A 15,424-nucleotide genomic window follows, 5' to 3' on the forward strand; every position below is an offset into this window, starting at 1 on the left:
AGCCGCGAAAGCGGCGGCACCGCTACGGTACCGCCGCTTCGTACGAATTTTTAGTCGTTGCTGAAGATGCTTGCCAGGTACATGAGTACGCGCAGAATCTCAACGTACAGCCACACCAGCGATGCGGTCAGGCCGAAAGCCAGGCGCCAGGACTCGCTCTGCGGCAGACCCGCATCCACAGCCTCGGCGGTCGTGGTGTAGTCAATCAGCAGCGAGTAGGTTGCCATTGCGACCGCAATCAGGGCAATCGGCAGACCCAGCGGGATACCACCGATGCTCATGCTGTTCAGCGAGAAGCCGAAGAGGCCCGCGGTCAGCATAGACACCAGGCCGTAACCCAGGTAGCTGAGCGCACCAATCATGAAAATCTTATTCAGCTTGGGGGTGGTGCGAATCTTGCCGTTGGCGAAGAGAGCCAGGGTCACACCCGCAACCACGATGGTTGCCAGAACCGCCTGGATGGCGGTGCCCGGGTAGCGCAGGTTGACGATGGCGGACAGACCGCCCAGCATCATGCCCTCCATGAGCGCGTAGGCCATGACCAAAACCGGGGAAACCTTCTGCTTGAAGGAGTTCACGAGGCCCAGCACCAGGCCGCCCAGCAGACCCAGGATCATCAGCACGGGCACGTACCATGCGACCACGGCGCCCGCCACGACCAGGCCCAGGTTAATGGCGGTCTTGACCAGCACGTCGTTCATGGTCAGACGCTCACCGGCCGGAATCGGCTCGGAGTAGGTCGGCTCGGAGTAGGTCGGAGCACTGTAATCGGTGTACTGCGGCTGACCGTAAGCCTGCTGGCCATACTGAGCCTGGCCGTACTGGGGCTGGCTCTGCTGACCGTAAGCCTGCTGGCCGTACTGCGGCTGACCGTAAGCCTGCTGCTGGCTCTGCTGAGCCTGGCCACCGGCACCGAAACGGCCGAAGCGAGGATCGCCCTGCCCCTGCTTCTTCGTCATTGAATTAATAAGCGGGTTTCCCGCCATCTTTCTCTCCTTGAATAGATAAGTACTACTAATGCTTTTAATTCTAACCGACGGTTGCCCAGCTCACGCTTTTGTTCGTTCTGAGCACGGCATAGTCTCACATAGCGCGACTCCGCGCAGACACCAGACTTTCGGTAAGAGGCCGGCGTGAGACGCTAGGAGGCGTCACGCGCATCCAGCGAATCCAGCAAGTCTTCCAGATAGGTCAGGACGGCCTGCTCCTCGTTCGTGCCGATCACTTCATCGGCCAGCTCCTTCACGCTCGGCGCGGCATTCCCCGTGGCCACACCGTGTCCGGCGAAGCTAAGCATCCGGCTATCATTCTCGCCGTCGCCAAAGGCGAGGATTCCTTCGGGGCTGTAGCCGAATCGCTCACAGAGATCCTGCAGACCCGTCGCCTTATTCACGCCCGTGCGAACCAGGTCGATTGCCCCGAAGCCGCTAACCAGCGGGGTCACACCCTCGGGCAGCACCTCGCGCAGGTGCGCGTTAATGCTTTGGGTCTGCGCCGGAGGGGTCAGCAGCGGGAACTTAATGGGTGCCCCGCGAACCTCCTCAATGGAGTCAACCAGAATCGCACCGGGAAAGAAGAACCCCGCGAAGTCCTCCAGAGTCAGGGTATCGGGAATACTCTGGCCCGTGTCCTCAAAGTAATTACGGATGACGTGCACAATCTGTTCGCGGCGATCCTTCGGTAGGAAGATTCCTTCGGTGGTGCACACGAGTAAGCCAATCTGCTTTAGCCCATCCAGCACTTCGTAGATGGCGGGAACGTCTTCCTCTCGGAAGGGGTGCACCGCCAGTTGGCCGCTATCGTCTGCCAGGTAAGCGCCGTTCTCGGCAATGTAGATGAGGCCTCGGTTCTCAAAGCCGCGCATGTAATCCTGCAGCTTGGCGTAGGTGTTGCCGCTGGCCACCACGAATCGAATACCGCGCGCATCCAGGCGATTGAGAATCGCGGAGAAGCGTTCGGTATCGAAGGTCTTCGCGTCGGTGAGGAAGGTGCCATCCATATCGACGGCGATGAGAGAGGGCTGAGTCTGCATGTTATGCCTTTCTGGCTCTGCTATCCCGTTCAGGGCGGGTGCGCCTACGGCTGTGCTCCTTTAAGGGTCTCATGTTTTTGGGGTTCCGGAAGCCGCCGAGAGGAGGTCTTATGTATTGAGCGCCGTCACAAAACGTCATCTAAAACTCCAATTTTTGGGATGTGAGTCACTTTTTAGCCCTATTTTTCACCACTTTTTGCACTCTTTTCCGCTATAGACTGAATTTACTTGAAGTGTAAACTTTACTTGTCAAACTTAAAGGCATGAACAACGACACCATGAAATCCGCCGGCCTACTTATCCTCCGCCTCGTCTTCGGCTTCGTCATGATTATGCACGGCATCCAGAAGGCATTCGAATGGACCCCCGCGGGTACCGTCGCATCCTTCGAGCAGATGGGCATCCCCATGGCAGCCGCAGCGGCATACTTCGCCATGGCAACCGAACTACTCGGCGGCACCATGATTATCCTGGGTGCGGGCACCCGCATCGCGGCAGCAGCATCTGTAGTATCCATGAGCGGCGCCCTCATTTTCGTCCACCTCGCGGCAGGTTTCTCCGCTTCCAAGGGCGGCTACGAATACGTTCTCACCCTTGCCGCAATCGCAGCAGCCTTCTTCTTCACCGGCGCCGGCAAGTTCTCCATCGACGCGCTCTTTGCACGCCGCAAGTAGCGTCCACAGATAGACTTTCGACCTCCGACTCGGTGCCCCGCACGGGCAACCAATCACCGGTAGTCGAGCCAGGCTTCACCGCCGGGCCGCGCTGATTCCGGCAGCGCGCGGCCCTTATCTACCCGCGGTGAAGAGAGCACCGCCGCGTGCTCGACGATGCCCCCGATAGTATGGGTCGGGGGCATCGTCTCTTTATCCGGAACGTTGTTCTGCCTCCGCATCGAGGCTATAGCGGCAGTGCTACGGCGAAGGGCGGCGGTCCATTTCCCCTCGGGGAATGGACCGCCGCCCTGTATGCGTCACCGTTTGACGGCCGACGAGTGCCCCCACTGGGACTCGAACCCAGAACACAAGGATTTTAAGTCCTCTGTCTCTGCCAATTGGACTATGGGGGCTCGTTTGGTGCACACCAAACATAGAACACCATTATTCCACGAATCCCGGGTAACGCATATCCGCTCCTCGGTACCCAATAGCCCGCACCGGCTCTCGCCCGAGGCGGGGGCAGGTTGGATGACGAAATGCCACCCCTGGGAAACACCGTGAATACAGCGAAGGGCGGCGCCGAAGACCGAAGTCCTCGGCGCCGCCCGTTTCACGTCCAAGGCCTAAGCGGCCTCACCGGCTATCGGCCAGCTCGGTTTAGAGCTTTGCCTTGTGCGGTGCGGGAGCGGTACCGGTTGCTTCCTGGAATGCCAGGCGCGGGGAGCGCTGGTGGCGAATCGAGGAGGTGTCGCGACCGAAGATCTGGTTCAGAGCCCAGGTGGTCATAACGCGAACGGTACGCTCGGTGGTGGGGATTGCAGAGCCGTGGTAGCCGCGGTGCATGATCCATGCCAGCGGGCCGCCAATGGTCTTGCCCTTGAAGTTTGCAACGCCCTTCCACAGGCCCAGACCTGCCACAACACCGATGGTCTCGTGGTAGTAGTCGGTCAGGGGCTCGCCGCGGCGAGCAGCCAGCAGGTTCTTAGCCAGAACAACAGCCTGGCGGGAAGCGTGCTGAGCGTTGGGAACGCAGAAGCCGCCCACGCCGCCACCGGAGAGATCCGGAACAGCTGCGTTGTCGCCTGCAGCCCAAGCACCCTCGACCACGCCGTCGTCGCCGGTGACGCGCAGGTCGGCGCTCACGCGCACGCGGCCGCGCTCGTCAATCGGGAAGTCGGTTTTCTTCAGCATCGGGGATGCTGCCACACCTGCGGTCCAGACCAGGGTGTCGGTGGAGATCTCGCCGGCGGGGGACTTGTCAGCCATGTTGATCAGCTGCAGGTTGCCGTCGGTTGCGTCAGCCAGGGAGGTGTTGAGCAGAACCTCGATGCCGCGGGCGCGCAGCTCTGCGACAACCTTCTCGGCGCGGTCTGCGGGGACCTCGGGCATGATGCGCGGTGCGGCCTCAATCAGCACGAAGTGCAGATCGGAGACAGACAGGCGCTCGTTACGCTCGACAGCCACGCGTGCCATGTCCTCGAGCTCGGAGATGGTCTCGATACCGGCGAAGCCACCGCCCACGATCACGAAGGTCAGGGCGCGACGACGAGCCTCAGCGTCGGTCAGCAGGGATGCGACCTCGATGCGGTCCAGAACCCAGTTACGAACCGAGACGGCCTCTTCGATGGTCTTCATGCCGATGGCCACGTCTGCCAGACCCGGAATCGGGAAGGCACGGGTCACGGCACCGGCGCCCAGCACGATCTCGTCGTACTTCAGCTCGAAGGGCTCGCCATTATCGGTGGGCTCAACGACGGCAGTGCGGTTTGCGTGGTCGATGGAGACAACACGGCCGGGAATCAGCTCGGTGTCGCGCAGGTGCTGACGCAGCGGCACGGTTGCGTTACGGCCTTCCATGGAACCTGCCGCAACCTCGGGGAGGAAGGGCTGGTAGGTCATGTAGGGGTTCGGCTCGACGATGGTGACGACGCCACCGGTCTCCTTGATAGCCTTCTGAATCTTCTTAGCAACGGTGAAGCCGACGTAGCCACCACCGACAATCAGGACGCGGGGACGGTCCTGTGCCACCTTAGTGAATGCCATGTTAGTTACTTCCTAGTCTCAGGTACCGGGAGTTCTCATCCCGGTAGGGTGGTATGCGTAGCCTCCGGCTCGTTCCGAAAGCTTTCCTAACAAACGAAGCGGCTCGCCCTGGAAGTCCTTACGCAACGCGAAGTGGCTAGCGGCACGAGCCTGTCTGTTACATACCTGGTTCACCATATATTTTACGCCTTTTGTTTAGGTGAAATCGCATTTATGCCCCCTTGAAGGCGCACCTAAGCCAAAAGTTTCGAGGCTTGAACGAAGTTCACATAAGATAAGGCACTTACGGTTAGGCGAACCCTTTCCATTTTTTCGTTCAACGTTCGAATTTTTCGTTACGATTGGGTGCGTTTGAACCCATCAGGTACCGCCATGAGAGAGAATCACCGCGGCCCGCAAAAACTCAGCCGTTCGCGAACGGGCTAAGGCAAGAAATATAACGGACCGGCATTAGCCGCTCCCCCACCCCGCAAAAAGTGCAATCCCGCGGGGCCGTCCCTCGCTACGACGACAAACCGCCGCGCCGGTGAGGCTGGTGATGCGGATGCGGCACGTGCTCCGCCGCGTGATGCGCCTGCTCGCGCACCGCGGTCCCCACCTGACGGGCCGCGTCGCCTGCCCGCACGTGCATCCGGTGCAGACGATGCACCGCACCGGCGGTAATAATCGTGACCCACACCAGGAGCGCGCCCACAATGACCGGCGGCAACCAGCCGCGGTCCTCCGGCGGGCGGCTCGCGTCCGGGGCGGCCTGCTTCACGATGTTCTCGCCCTCTTCGTGCACGGGCGCGGAATCGCTGGGCGACGGTGCACTCACCTGGTGCTTGCGGTGCACCGCAATCCACTCCGACATCGAACCCAGCGGATTCGCCGTCACCGTGGGCGCGGGCAGAGCCATAGCATCCTGCGGGTTGAACACGCCGTACCCGTACAGCGGGTCACGACCCGTAGCACCCTCGTCATCGGCTGAGGCAATCAAACGCTGGGCCAGCTGAGCCGCAGACTCCTGCGGGTACTTCTGCTTCAACAGCGCCGCCACGCCCGTCACCAGGGGGGCCGCCGCAGAAGAGCCCGACCACAGCATGTACCCGTTGCCCGGGGCCGCCGCAATCATGTCGGTGCTCGGAGCAACCACGGCAATCGAAATACCCTGCGTCGACGAGCCTTCAGAAACCTGCTTCTTTCGGTCCACGCCGCCGACCGTCAGCACGCCCGGAATCGTCGCGGGAGCACCCACCTGAGTCAGGCCGCTACCGCGGTTACCCGCCGCCGCCACAATCAGCACGCCCTTCTGCTCGGCGTAGGCGAAAGCGTCATCCCAGCTCTGCGGCCAGCTCGTCTTATTCGAGCCAATCGACATGTTGATAATCTGTGCGCCGTGGTCGACCGCGTAGCGCACCGCGGCAGGAATCTGCTCGTCGATGCTCTTACCGCCGGTCGTACCCATGTTCAGCGAAATCGGCAGGATCTTCGCATCCGGGGCCACGCCAATCATGCCGGTCGGCTTACCCGGCTGACCCACAATCGCGGAGTACCCCTGAGTATTGTGGCCGTGGCCGGCAATCAGCGAAGCGACCTCCGTGCCGTGCATCGGCTCCGCGCCCAGGCCCTGCCAGCCGTCCTCGCTGCCCACGCCCGAGACGTCGGTACCGCGCAGCACGTTGCCCGCCAAATCCGGGTGGTTCCCGTCCACACCCGTGTCAATCACGGCAACCGTCACGCCCTTACCCGTGGCCTGCGACCACAGCGAGGTAATGCCGTACTCGTTCAGCCAGTACTCGCGGTGGCGCACATCGTCACCGTTGGCGGTATCCGCACCCTGGCTCGGGGCGGCCGTGCTCTTCGGCACCGCCGTGCCCGACGGCGAGGGAGTGGCCGTCACCTCCCTCTTCGGGCTCGGAGAGGCCGTGGCCGAGGAGCTGGGATCGGTCGCATTGGCCGCAGTCAGCCACGAGGCCGGACCCAGCGGCAACAGGGCCAGCAGGGCGGCAGAGGCCAGCGACCCGGCCGCACGCGAGCGCACCGGGTTCGAGCCCGCCGAACGCAGAACACCCAGGGGGCGGCGGATGCACCGCGCGGCACGCGCAAACCGATCCATTCGTTTCTCCTCAACTGAACGACGCAAACTCACATGGTGAGGCAAGCTCAACTAGACAATACAGGCCGGCCGACCCGCACCGCGCGGGTCGGCCGTTAGGATTTCCGGCCCGGAATCGGGGCGGATTTTGCCAAGGTAACGGGCTACAGCTGGGACAGCGCGATGCCGTCCAGGATGTCGTGCTCGCTCACCGTCACCGAATCCACGGCGCCGTCAGTCAGCTCGTTCAGACGAGTCAGGATTCGGGCGTAAATCGTTGCGCCGGCACCGATTACGTCCACCCGGCCCGGATGCATGTAGCCCAGGGCCTCGCGCTCGGCACGGTCCAGGGAAGCCAACCAGCGAGAAGTCTTCTGAACGGTCTCGATGGAGAAGGTCTGCGCGTTAATGGCCTCGGAATCGTAGCGGTCCAGGCCCAGGGCGGCCGCCGCAATCGTCGTCGCGGTACCGGCCACGGCCACCACGCGGCGGGCGTTCTGCAGGGGGACGGTCTTGCGGGCCACGTCAAGAGCTTCGTCGGTGTCTGCCTCAACGCGGGCAATCTGCGATTCGGTCGCCGGCGCGTTCACCATGTGACGCTCGGTCAGGCGCACGCAACCGATGTTGACGCTGCGGGAAGCCTTCACGCCCGACTCATCCCCCAGCACGAATTCGGTGGAGCCACCGCCCAGGTCGAACACCAGGGTGTCGCCGTCGCCCGCACCCACGGCGCGCACGGCACCCGCGAAGGAGAGCGCGGCTTCCTCGTCGCCGCTAATCACCTCGGGCTCAATGCCCAGGATGTCGCGGATGCCGTTCACGAAGACGTTGCGGTTACCCGCATCGCGGGTTGCGCTGGTCGCCACGAAACGCACCGAGTCCACGTCGTGGTCACGCAGCAGTACGGCGTACTCACGGGCTGCCGCGAAGGTGCGGTCCAGGGCCTCCTGCGCCAGCCAGCCGGTCGCATCCACACCCTGACCCAGACGCACGATGCGCATCTCGCGCACAACGTCCTTCAGGACGGTCTTCTCGACCCCGTCCACCACCTCAGTGGTGGAATCGGCAATCAGCAGACGGATAGAGTTCGTACCGCAGTCAATCGCTCCAACGCGCACGGTGGGTTCCTTTCAGGACTATCGTCATCATCGTTCGCTGCCCAAGGCAACGCGAGCGCCGCAGGCGAAGCTGTTTTCGCTTCTCGGCGCTCTTTCTATCTATTATGCGCCCGCGCCGTCACGGGCGACGGTGCGGGCGCATCGAAATCAGTATTTAGGCTTCCTCGCGCCAGGCGGGGTCGCAGGAGCATGCCTCGGGGGTCCACCATTCTGCGATAGCGTCCAGGCCGCGGTCACCCATCGGGTTCACGCCGCGTCCCACCGAGAGGGTGTGGCCGATGACGGCGTGCAGGCACTTCACGCGGGTCGGCATGCCGCCGGCAGAGATGCCGTCAATCTCGGGAACCTCGTCGGTACCGCTGATCAGGCGGATGCGCTCACGCTCGGCCAGGTAATTCTCGTGGGCTGCGGCGTAGGCAGCGGCCAGTTCTGCATCCTCAGCCAGCGAGTCGGTCATCTCGTACATGAGGCCGCCAGCCTCCAGGCGGGATGCGGCGGCGGTGATGACCGGGTGCGCCAGGTAGAACACGGTCGGGAAGGGGGTGCCGTTGCTCAGGCGGGGTGCGGTGGCGGCGACCAGCGGGTTGCCGCACACGCAGCGGGCGGGAATCTCGACCACGTCGCGCACCTTGCGGCCCAGCTGTGCGGAGAGAACACGGATGTCCTGCTCGGTGGGCTTCAGGGTTTCAACGGTCACGCCGAAACCGCCGGGGGTACGGTTCTTCAGGTCCTCAATGGTGTTTTCGGTGCTCATAGTCCTTATTCCTGTCCTGTCCGCTCGTGCGGTCCGGGAACGTAGGGTCGTGGGTTCGTGGCGGGTCGCCGGTCTGCGCGGCGAGCCTCTCGGTCAGCCGCTCGGCGCGGTTTTTAGTTCTTTTCGAGGGAGTCCCAGATCTTGGTGGTCCAGGCTTCCTCGGGGGCGTTCTTCGCGTTCGCAGAAGTACCGTCCGCCTTCGTGGAGTCCTCGGTAATGCCGGTGACCACGTAGGGAGTATCCCCGGGGTTGACGTAGTAGAGGCGGCTGCGGGCCTGCTGGCGCACGTAGTTATCGTCGTTCCACCAGGTCTGTTCGGCCTTCAGCTGGGCATTCTCCTGCTGCAGCTGCGAGATGTGGGTGTGGATTCGGTTCATTTCCCGGTCCTGATCCATGTAGGTCAGCACCGGGTATGCGGTGCCAAGGGCAATCACGCCAACCATAACGGTCATCAGGAAGCTTCGCCCGGAAAACATGTGGGCGGCCACGGGCGTGGCGTAGCCTTCATCTTCACCGTTCTGCCGACGGGCACGGCGCCGCGCGCGTTCCTGCCGGCGGGCCTGCTCCGCGCGTTCGCGTTCGGGGTGACGGCGGTTGAGGCCCACGCCGAAGAAGAGCGCGCTGGCCTTCTTCAACAGGGAGGTGCCGGCCTGGCGGGCCGCCGAGGGCTTCTGGGAATCGGTGGAGGTTTGAGCGGTGCCGCGGTCCTCAGCCGAGGTGCGACCCGTTGCGTTACGCCGGGTCTGCTCGTCTGCTCGCTGGCTCATTAGTTCTCTCCCCCATCGTTGTTCCTACAGCGGTGCGCTTCTACCTATTCTACCCGGGTTTGTGTACCCGCCTGAGCGTTCCTTCCGGGACTGTTTCCTGGCCTATTTCGAGGGGCTCCAGGGCTTTCTGCGCTACCCGGGTAACGGGTGCTCTCCCGGGTACAGCCGGAGGCGGCGCCACCCCGATTGGGGTAGCACCGCCTCCTTGAGGTCTAACCGCTCACGCGGTCGGATGCTTCAGCAATTTATGCCTTGAAGCGGGGGAATGCGGACTTGCCAGCGTAGACAGCTGCCTCGCCCAGCTCTTCCTCGATGCGCAGCAGCTGGTTGTACTTAGCAACGCGCTCGGAACGTGCGGGAGCACCGGTCTTGATCTGGCCTGCGTTGGTTGCAACAGCCAGGTCGGCGATGGTGACGTCCTCGGTCTCACCGGAACGGTGAGAAACCATGCAACGGTACTCGTGGCGCTGAGCCAGCTCCATTGCGTCCAGGGTCTCGGTCAGCGAACCGATCTGGTTCACCTTCACCAGCAGAGCGTTAGCTGCGCCCTCCTTGATGCCGCGAGCCAGGCGCTCGGGGTTGGTCACGAACAGGTCGTCACCGACGATCTGGACCTTGTCACCGATCTGCTCGGTCAGGGTCTTGTAGCCCTCCCAGTCGTTCTCGTCCAGCGGGTCCTCGATGGAAACCAGCGGGTACTTAGCAACCAGGTCAGCGTAGTATGCGCTCATCTCGGCTGCGGACTTCTTCTGACCCTCGAAGTCGTATGCGCCGTCGTTGTAGAACTCGGAGGAAGCAACGTCCAGAGCCAGTGCAACCTGCTCGCCCGGCTTGTAGCCGGCCTTCTCGATTGCTTCAACGATCAGGTCCAGTGCAGCTGCGTTGGACTCCAGGTTGGGTGCGAAGCCGCCCTCGTCGCCCAGGCCGGTTGCCAGACCGCGGTCGTGCAGCACGGACTTCAGGGAGTGGTAAACCTCAACACCTGCGCGCAGAGCCTCGGAGTAGGTCTCGAAGCCGATGGGAGCAATCATGAACTCCTGGATGTCAACGTTGGAGTCTGCGTGAGAACCACCGTTGAGGATGTTCATCATGGGGACGGGCAGAACGTGGGCGTTCGGGCCGCCGAGGTACTTGTACAGGGGCAGGTCTGCAGACTCAGCAGCAGCCTTGGCCACGGCCAGGGAGACGCCCAGGATAGCGTTGGCGCCCAGCTTGCCCTTGTTGTTGGTACCGTCCAGAGCAATCATGGCTGCGTCAACAGCGCGCTGGTCGGAAGCCTCGATACCGATGACCTCTTCAGCGATTTCTTCGATAACAGACTTCACTGCGCCCAGAACACCCTTGCCCAGGTATACGGACTTGTCGCCGTCGCGGCGCTCAACAGCCTCCCACTCACCGGTGGATGCGCCCGAGGGCACAGCTGCGCGGGCGAATGCACCGTCTTCGAGCAGAACCTCGACCTCAACGGTCGGGTTGCCGCGGGAATCCAGGATCTGGCGTGCGTGAACTGCGGTAATAACAGCCATGGATTGTTCTCCTTATGAGACGTCAAGGATGTGAACGACGCACCCGATCGTGGCGCGTCGCGTCCCCTAAATTCTAGCAAAATTCCCACACAAACACACTAGTAGCCACCGCTTTTTTAGACCCCTTAGTGAAGGTGTATGGAACCCTTAGTAGCCCTACAGGACGCGGCAATCGACGCGCAGAGAGCCCCCACTCCCCCGCCGACCGCGCGTGTGGGATGTATCCCAAAGCACAACATGAGCCCAACCGGCGGGGCGTCACCCACGGTTAATAGCGCGGCTCGTCATTCGTATGCTGCGCAACATAGCGGCGGATGTACGAACGCAGGGCGCGTTCGGCGTCCAGGCCATTGCGCTGAGCACGGCAGACCAGCGCGAACAAAAGCTCGCCGAAATCCTCCTCGTTGTGCATATAACGCAGGTCGTCGTCCATGCTCGTGGGCTCCGGCGGCAGAATGATGCCGGCCTTACGTGCCTTCACAGCAGTCTTCTCAGCCATGGCGAGCGCCGGCAGATGCGGCGGAATACCGTCCAGAGCGCCACGGTCGCTCTTCTCCTTCTTCTTCAACGCATCCCACGCCGCCTGCTGTTCGGCGGCGGTGCGGGGTGCCTCCGAAGAGCCCTCAGACTCAGCCGCGAACACATCGGGGTGGCGGGAACGAAGCTTCTGCACCAGGCCCTCAACCACCTGCACAATGTCGAAGCCCTGCGGGTTTGCCGCAGCAATATCAGAGTGGAACACGACCTGCAGCAGCACGTCGCCGAGCTCCTCACGCAGCAGCGGCATATTCGGCTCGCCGCCGGTTTCTACCGCTTCGACAACCTCGTAGGCTTCCTCCACGAGGTAGCGGATCAGGGAGGCGTGGGTCTGCTCGGCGTCCCAGGGGCAGCCTCCGGGAGCGCGCAGGCGGGCCATCGTCTCAACGAGCGTTTCGAAGGCCCCTCCGGCTCGACGGGCGGTGTCTTCGCTGCTCCGGGTGGCGGGCAAATCGGGAGTGATGGGGGTATCAGTCATAGCGGTCTTCCTCATCGAAAGTGTGAATACAGCGCGCCGCGCCGACCCCCACACGGGGAGTCGGCGCGACTCAAATGTTTTTAGAGGTTCCAGTGCGACAGGGCGCTCGTCATGTGCGCCGGGATCTTCGAACCCAGACGCGGGAACATGCGCAGCTCCTCCACGTAGCGTTCAGCATCCAGCGGGCGCGGGTAGCTGACGAAGGCCTGCTCGTTCGCATAGTCAAACGCAGCCTGTACCGGCACGCCGGGGGTGAAGGTGAGGCTCATGGCCAGCGGCGAGCCCTCACCCTCGCTGTACGAGTCGGTCTTCAGGGCGGGAATATCGAGCAGGGTTTCGGGAATCAGCTCGAAGGTGCGTGCCTGTTCCCAGAAGCCGTTGCGGCGCACGTGGGTCAGGGCGTCGTAGTACGAGCCGAGCGCACGCACGCGAATCAGCACGGTCGTGGCGTCCTTCGCGGTGCCATTCTCGCCGAAGAGGTGCTCGACGACCGGGGCCAGACGCTGGGCGACCTGGGCCTCGGTCAGCACGAGGTTACCCTCGGCCAGCTGAGTTTCGGAAGGAACCAGCGGGCTCACCGGCTGGGATGCGGGGGTATCCGGCTCATCGGCGACGGTGGGCAGCTCGTTGAACTCGCTCAGGACCGGGGTCGAGGGTGCCGAGGGCACCGCCGAGGATGCTGCCGAAGAAGCAACGGGAGCAGCGGATGCTGCGGCGCCACCGGCGGCCACGGCTGCTGCCGCGGCGAGCGCACCGGTGACGGCCGGCGCCGGTGCCTCCGCCTTTGCAGGTTCCTCGGAACGGGCCTGGGCGGGTTCGGGTTCCTCTGCCTTCGCGGTCTTCGAGGGTTCCTCTGCTTCGTCGGCGGGCACCAACTCGCGGTCGTTCAGGAAGGTGGGCAGTTCGGGCTCAGCCTCGGTGGATGCTACCTCCTCAGCGGTCTTTTCACCCTTTTCGGCGGGAGCCTCGTGAGCGGAGGATTCCGCGGCGGAAGACTCAGCGTTGGAAGCCTCAGCGCCGGAGGCCTCGGCGGCAGGAGCCTCGACCGGTGCCGCGGGCTCCTCGACGGAGACGAACGCGGCAGCCTCGGTGGAGGTTTCCTCGGGTTCCTGCGGCTCGTCCAGCTTCTCCTGGGCGTTGGCGACGATAGCGGCCAGGGCGGCTTCCATCTCTTCGCCGTGGTCGACGGCCTCGGCCTCAGCATCCTCAGCCTCAGCGGCATCGGGCTGGGCGTGCACGGGCTCGGTGTCCTCGTCAGCCTCAGAAACCTCGGGCTGCTCCGGCTGTGCGGAAGTAGCCTCGGCGTCCTGCGAGTTGGCGGTACCGAAAATCGGGTCGTTATCGTAGTCGTGCTCGTACTCGGGCTCAGCGACCGAGGCTTCGCCCGATTCGGAGGCCGAGGCGGCGAGCGCGGCGGCACCGGTCACGGCAGCGCCGGCAACGGCGAGGCCCGCAGGAGCGCCCTGGCGCTCGACCTGCTCGGGAGCCTGTTCCTCGCGGACTTCCTCGGAGGGCTGAGCCTCAGCTGCGGGGGTCTCGGGCTCAACCTTCGGGGAATCGCCGGACTCGGATGCCTCAGCCTCGGGTGCTTCAGCCTGGTGAGCTTCGGCTGCCTCAGCCGCCTCAGCGGTAGCCACAACCGAAGTCTCCTCGCGGGCGGGGGTTTCGAGCAGGAAGCTCTCGTGGGTGGTCTGCCCATCTACGGCACCCAGGTAGGAGGCGTGCACCTCCAGGCCCTCACCCAGGCGCGGGTTCAGGGTCACAGCCGCGCGGTTCCAGGTCACGCCGGCTTCCTGGGCCTCGGTGTACAGGGCTGCGACGGGCGCAAACCAGTCAACGCCGGGCAGCACGATACCGTTCTCGACCTCGCGACCGCGGTGCAGCAGACGGTAGTGCATGTCCTCATCCACCTGGCGCAGCTCCAGGCTCAGGGTTCCCGAACCGCGGGTGCGCATGAGCTCAGTCAGCGAGTGGAGGGCGCGCTGCTCGCCGAGGACGGGGAGGTCCGCGGCACCCTCTGCGGGGGCAGTGAGCACAATGGATTCGGCCACAAGCTCGGCGTCATCGGCGCTCAGCTTCTGCTCGGCGGAGGCGGCTTCGTCGGATCCCGGCTCGGATGCGGGGTCCTCGGTGTCCTTCTTTGCCTCGTCCTTAGCGACCTCGAGCTTCTCCTCGGACTCGTTAGAAGGCTCGGCAGGCTCGGAGGCAGGCTCGGAAAGCTCCTCCACCGTGGCCGTTTCGCTCACAAGTACCTCCGCCGCAGGTTCGGTCTTTTCGCCTGAGCGGGTAGGCTCGGCGCTGAGGGATTCGGGCTCGGCAGAACGCTCGGAAGCGGAGTGCTCGGCGGCGGGCTGCTTAGCGGCAACGGCCTCGGATTCCTCGGCCTGCTCGACCTCCTCGAAGCTACCCTCTTCGCTCTCCGGATTCAGGCCCAGGCGAGCCGCGTAGACGGCGGCCAGGTCGTCCAGGCCGGCGTTCTTTGCTTCGATGATGGCGGCGCGGGTACGCGCCTCGCGAATCTGCTCAGCCGAGAGGTATTCCTCGGCGGCAGCGTTACGGTCGGTGTCGTCGACGTCGGAGGTAGCCGGGCTTTCCTCCGCGGAACTCTCCGCACGGACGGCGCGCAGGTGCTCTTCAAACTGGGAGCGAGCATCCTCGGCGGTGTCGGTTGAGGGTTCGGCCTTCGCGGAGGAGTCGCCCTCGGTCTTCTCGGAGGTTTCGTCCTCATCGTCGCGCAGGAAAGCGGGGGTCTCCGGAGCAGCCGGGGCGTCCTCGACGGCCTCGGAGTCGTTGCTCTCCTCGCGGGCTTCGGGAGCCGCGGCGGCCTCGGAGTCCTCGTGCGGGTAGGAGTTCAGAGCCTCCAGGATGCTACGACGCTCTTCCTCGTCGGTGGTCTTGCCGGTATTCGAGAGGGAGCCCTCGGTGAACGAGGGGGTCTCCTCGTCATCGTGCAGGAGGGCGCGCTTCAGATCTTCCACGGCGCGATGCTCTTCGGAACGTTCCTCGTCGCGGTTCTGGCGGGTGCCCTCCGACTTCACGAAACGGCGCAGGGAATCCTCCCACTGCTGCTGCTCTATAATTTTGTCGCTCAGCCCCGAGCCGCGGGACGGCTTGCTTTCCTCGTGCCCGTCCTGTGCCGCAGTGCTCTCCGCCTCGCGCGCCTGTTCATCCCACTTCTTCTTACCGATCCCAAAGAAGCTCATTTGGGCGTCCTCCTTCGGCGTGCGCCGTGAATACGCGCGGTGCCCGCCGAACCTCCCTCGCGACCACGCGCGGGTTCACGGGCACAACGCTGATGTCCTCATAATCTCTTTAATTCTATCGTGTGCATAGAGTTTCGCCTCGCTATCCGACCGATAGCGAGGCGAAACTCTATGAAACGACACAACTTGCCACCCGCACGCCGGCAGAACGCGGGATGCGCGGCTCGGTA

At 63.7% G+C, this 15,424-nt stretch carries 11 protein-coding genes and 1 tRNA gene; 1 reads left to right on the top strand and 11 read right to left on the bottom strand.

All coding sequences use genetic code 11. The features are described from left to right. Positions 1 to 50 precede the first annotated feature (50 nt). Together HMPREF2674_RS05295 and HMPREF2674_RS05300 are read right to left on the bottom strand one after the other, a co-directional pair. A complete protein-coding gene (locus HMPREF2674_RS05295; protein WP_371441252.1) occupies positions 51 to 959 on the bottom strand; it encodes a Bax inhibitor-1/YccA family protein in 909 nt (302 codons plus the stop codon). A 182-nt stretch (positions 960 to 1,141) separates the two neighbouring features. After that, complete coding sequence (locus HMPREF2674_RS05300) at positions 1,142 to 2,032, bottom strand: Cof-type HAD-IIB family hydrolase (RefSeq protein WP_070825034.1); 891 nt, start codon at positions 2,030 to 2,032, stop codon at positions 1,142 to 1,144. Between the two features lie 263 nt (positions 2,033 to 2,295). Between HMPREF2674_RS05300 and HMPREF2674_RS05305 the strand changes: the two genes are divergently transcribed. Then, positions 2,296 to 2,706, top strand: a complete 411-nt coding sequence (locus HMPREF2674_RS05305; protein ID WP_049342929.1) for a DoxX family protein — start codon at positions 2,296 to 2,298, stop codon at positions 2,704 to 2,706. A gap of 321 nt (positions 2,707 to 3,027) precedes the next feature. Here HMPREF2674_RS05305 and HMPREF2674_RS05310 read toward each other — a convergent pair. The 9 genes from HMPREF2674_RS05310 to HMPREF2674_RS05350 form a co-directional block, all read right to left on the bottom strand. Next, a tRNA-Leu gene (locus tag HMPREF2674_RS05310) sits at positions 3,028 to 3,101 on the bottom strand. Positions 3,102 to 3,348: 247 nt separating this feature from the next. Next, positions 3,349 to 4,734 carry an NAD(P)/FAD-dependent oxidoreductase gene (locus tag HMPREF2674_RS05315; protein ID WP_049346549.1) on the bottom strand — a complete coding sequence of 462 codons (1,386 nt, stop codon included), beginning with the start codon at positions 4,732 to 4,734 and terminating at the stop codon, positions 3,349 to 3,351. Between the two features lie 502 nt (positions 4,735 to 5,236). Continuing rightward, on the bottom strand, positions 5,237 to 6,832 hold the full coding sequence (locus HMPREF2674_RS05320; protein ID WP_084824430.1) for a S8 family peptidase: 1,596 nt from the start codon (positions 6,830 to 6,832) through the stop codon (positions 5,237 to 5,239). A 143-nt stretch (positions 6,833 to 6,975) separates the two neighbouring features. Next, the gene (locus tag HMPREF2674_RS05325) at positions 6,976 to 7,929 is read right to left on the bottom strand and encodes a Ppx/GppA phosphatase family protein (RefSeq protein ID WP_070648848.1); all 954 of its coding nucleotides are present in this window, start codon (positions 7,927 to 7,929) and stop codon (positions 6,976 to 6,978) included. Positions 7,930 to 8,083: 154 nt separating this feature from the next. Next, positions 8,084 to 8,683 (bottom strand): DUF501 domain-containing protein, encoded by a 600-nt coding sequence (locus HMPREF2674_RS05330; RefSeq protein WP_070648847.1) that lies wholly within the window; start codon positions 8,681 to 8,683, stop codon positions 8,084 to 8,086. A gap of 113 nt (positions 8,684 to 8,796) precedes the next feature. Beyond that, the gene (locus HMPREF2674_RS05335; RefSeq protein ID WP_049333042.1) at positions 8,797 to 9,450 is read right to left on the bottom strand and encodes a septum formation initiator family protein; all 654 of its coding nucleotides are present in this window, start codon (positions 9,448 to 9,450) and stop codon (positions 8,797 to 8,799) included. A 245-nt stretch (positions 9,451 to 9,695) separates the two neighbouring features. Then, on the bottom strand, positions 9,696 to 10,976 hold the full coding sequence (eno, locus tag HMPREF2674_RS05340) for a phosphopyruvate hydratase (protein ID WP_049333044.1): 1,281 nt from the start codon (positions 10,974 to 10,976) through the stop codon (positions 9,696 to 9,698). A gap of 268 nt (positions 10,977 to 11,244) precedes the next feature. After that, positions 11,245 to 11,991, bottom strand: a complete 747-nt coding sequence (locus HMPREF2674_RS05345; RefSeq protein WP_070825035.1) for a nucleoside triphosphate pyrophosphohydrolase — start codon at positions 11,989 to 11,991, stop codon at positions 11,245 to 11,247. Positions 11,992 to 12,071: 80 nt separating this feature from the next. Then, positions 12,072 to 15,194: a hypothetical protein gene (locus HMPREF2674_RS05350; protein WP_070825036.1), complete on the bottom strand. Its 3,123-nt coding sequence runs from the start codon at positions 15,192 to 15,194 to the stop codon at positions 12,072 to 12,074. Between the last annotated feature and the right edge of the window lie 230 nt (positions 15,195 to 15,424).

This window comes from Rothia sp. HMSC062F03 (assembly GCF_001836905.1).
In the GTDB taxonomy this organism is placed as follows: Bacteria; Actinomycetota; Actinomycetes; order Actinomycetales; family Micrococcaceae; genus Rothia; species Rothia mucilaginosa_A.

Coding starts and splice junctions, on each gene's coding strand:
- HMPREF2674_RS05295 (WP_371441252.1), bottom strand. CDS start 959: ATGACGAAGAAGCAGGGGCAGGGCGATCCTCGCTTCGGCCGTTTCGGT.
- HMPREF2674_RS05300 (WP_070825034.1), bottom strand. CDS start 2,032: ATGCAGACTCAGCCCTCTCTCATCGCCGTCGATATGGATGGCACCTTC.
- HMPREF2674_RS05305 (WP_049342929.1), top strand. CDS start 2,296: ATGAACAACGACACCATGAAATCCGCCGGCCTACTTATCCTCCGCCTC.
- HMPREF2674_RS05315 (WP_049346549.1), bottom strand. CDS start 4,734: ATGGCATTCACTAAGGTGGCACAGGACCGTCCCCGCGTCCTGATTGTC.
- HMPREF2674_RS05320 (WP_084824430.1), bottom strand. CDS start 6,832: ATGGATCGGTTTGCGCGTGCCGCGCGGTGCATCCGCCGCCCCCTGGGT.
- HMPREF2674_RS05330 (WP_070648847.1), bottom strand. CDS start 8,683: ATGAGCACCGAAAACACCATTGAGGACCTGAAGAACCGTACCCCCGGC.
- HMPREF2674_RS05335 (WP_049333042.1), bottom strand. CDS start 9,450: ATGAGCCAGCGAGCAGACGAGCAGACCCGGCGTAACGCAACGGGTCGC.
- eno (WP_049333044.1), bottom strand. CDS start 10,976: ATGGCTGTTATTACCGCAGTTCACGCACGCCAGATCCTGGATTCCCGC.
- HMPREF2674_RS05345 (WP_070825035.1), bottom strand. CDS start 11,991: ATGACTGATACCCCCATCACTCCCGATTTGCCCGCCACCCGGAGCAGC.
- HMPREF2674_RS05350 (WP_070825036.1), bottom strand. CDS start 15,194: ATGAGCTTCTTTGGGATCGGTAAGAAGAAGTGGGATGAACAGGCGCGC.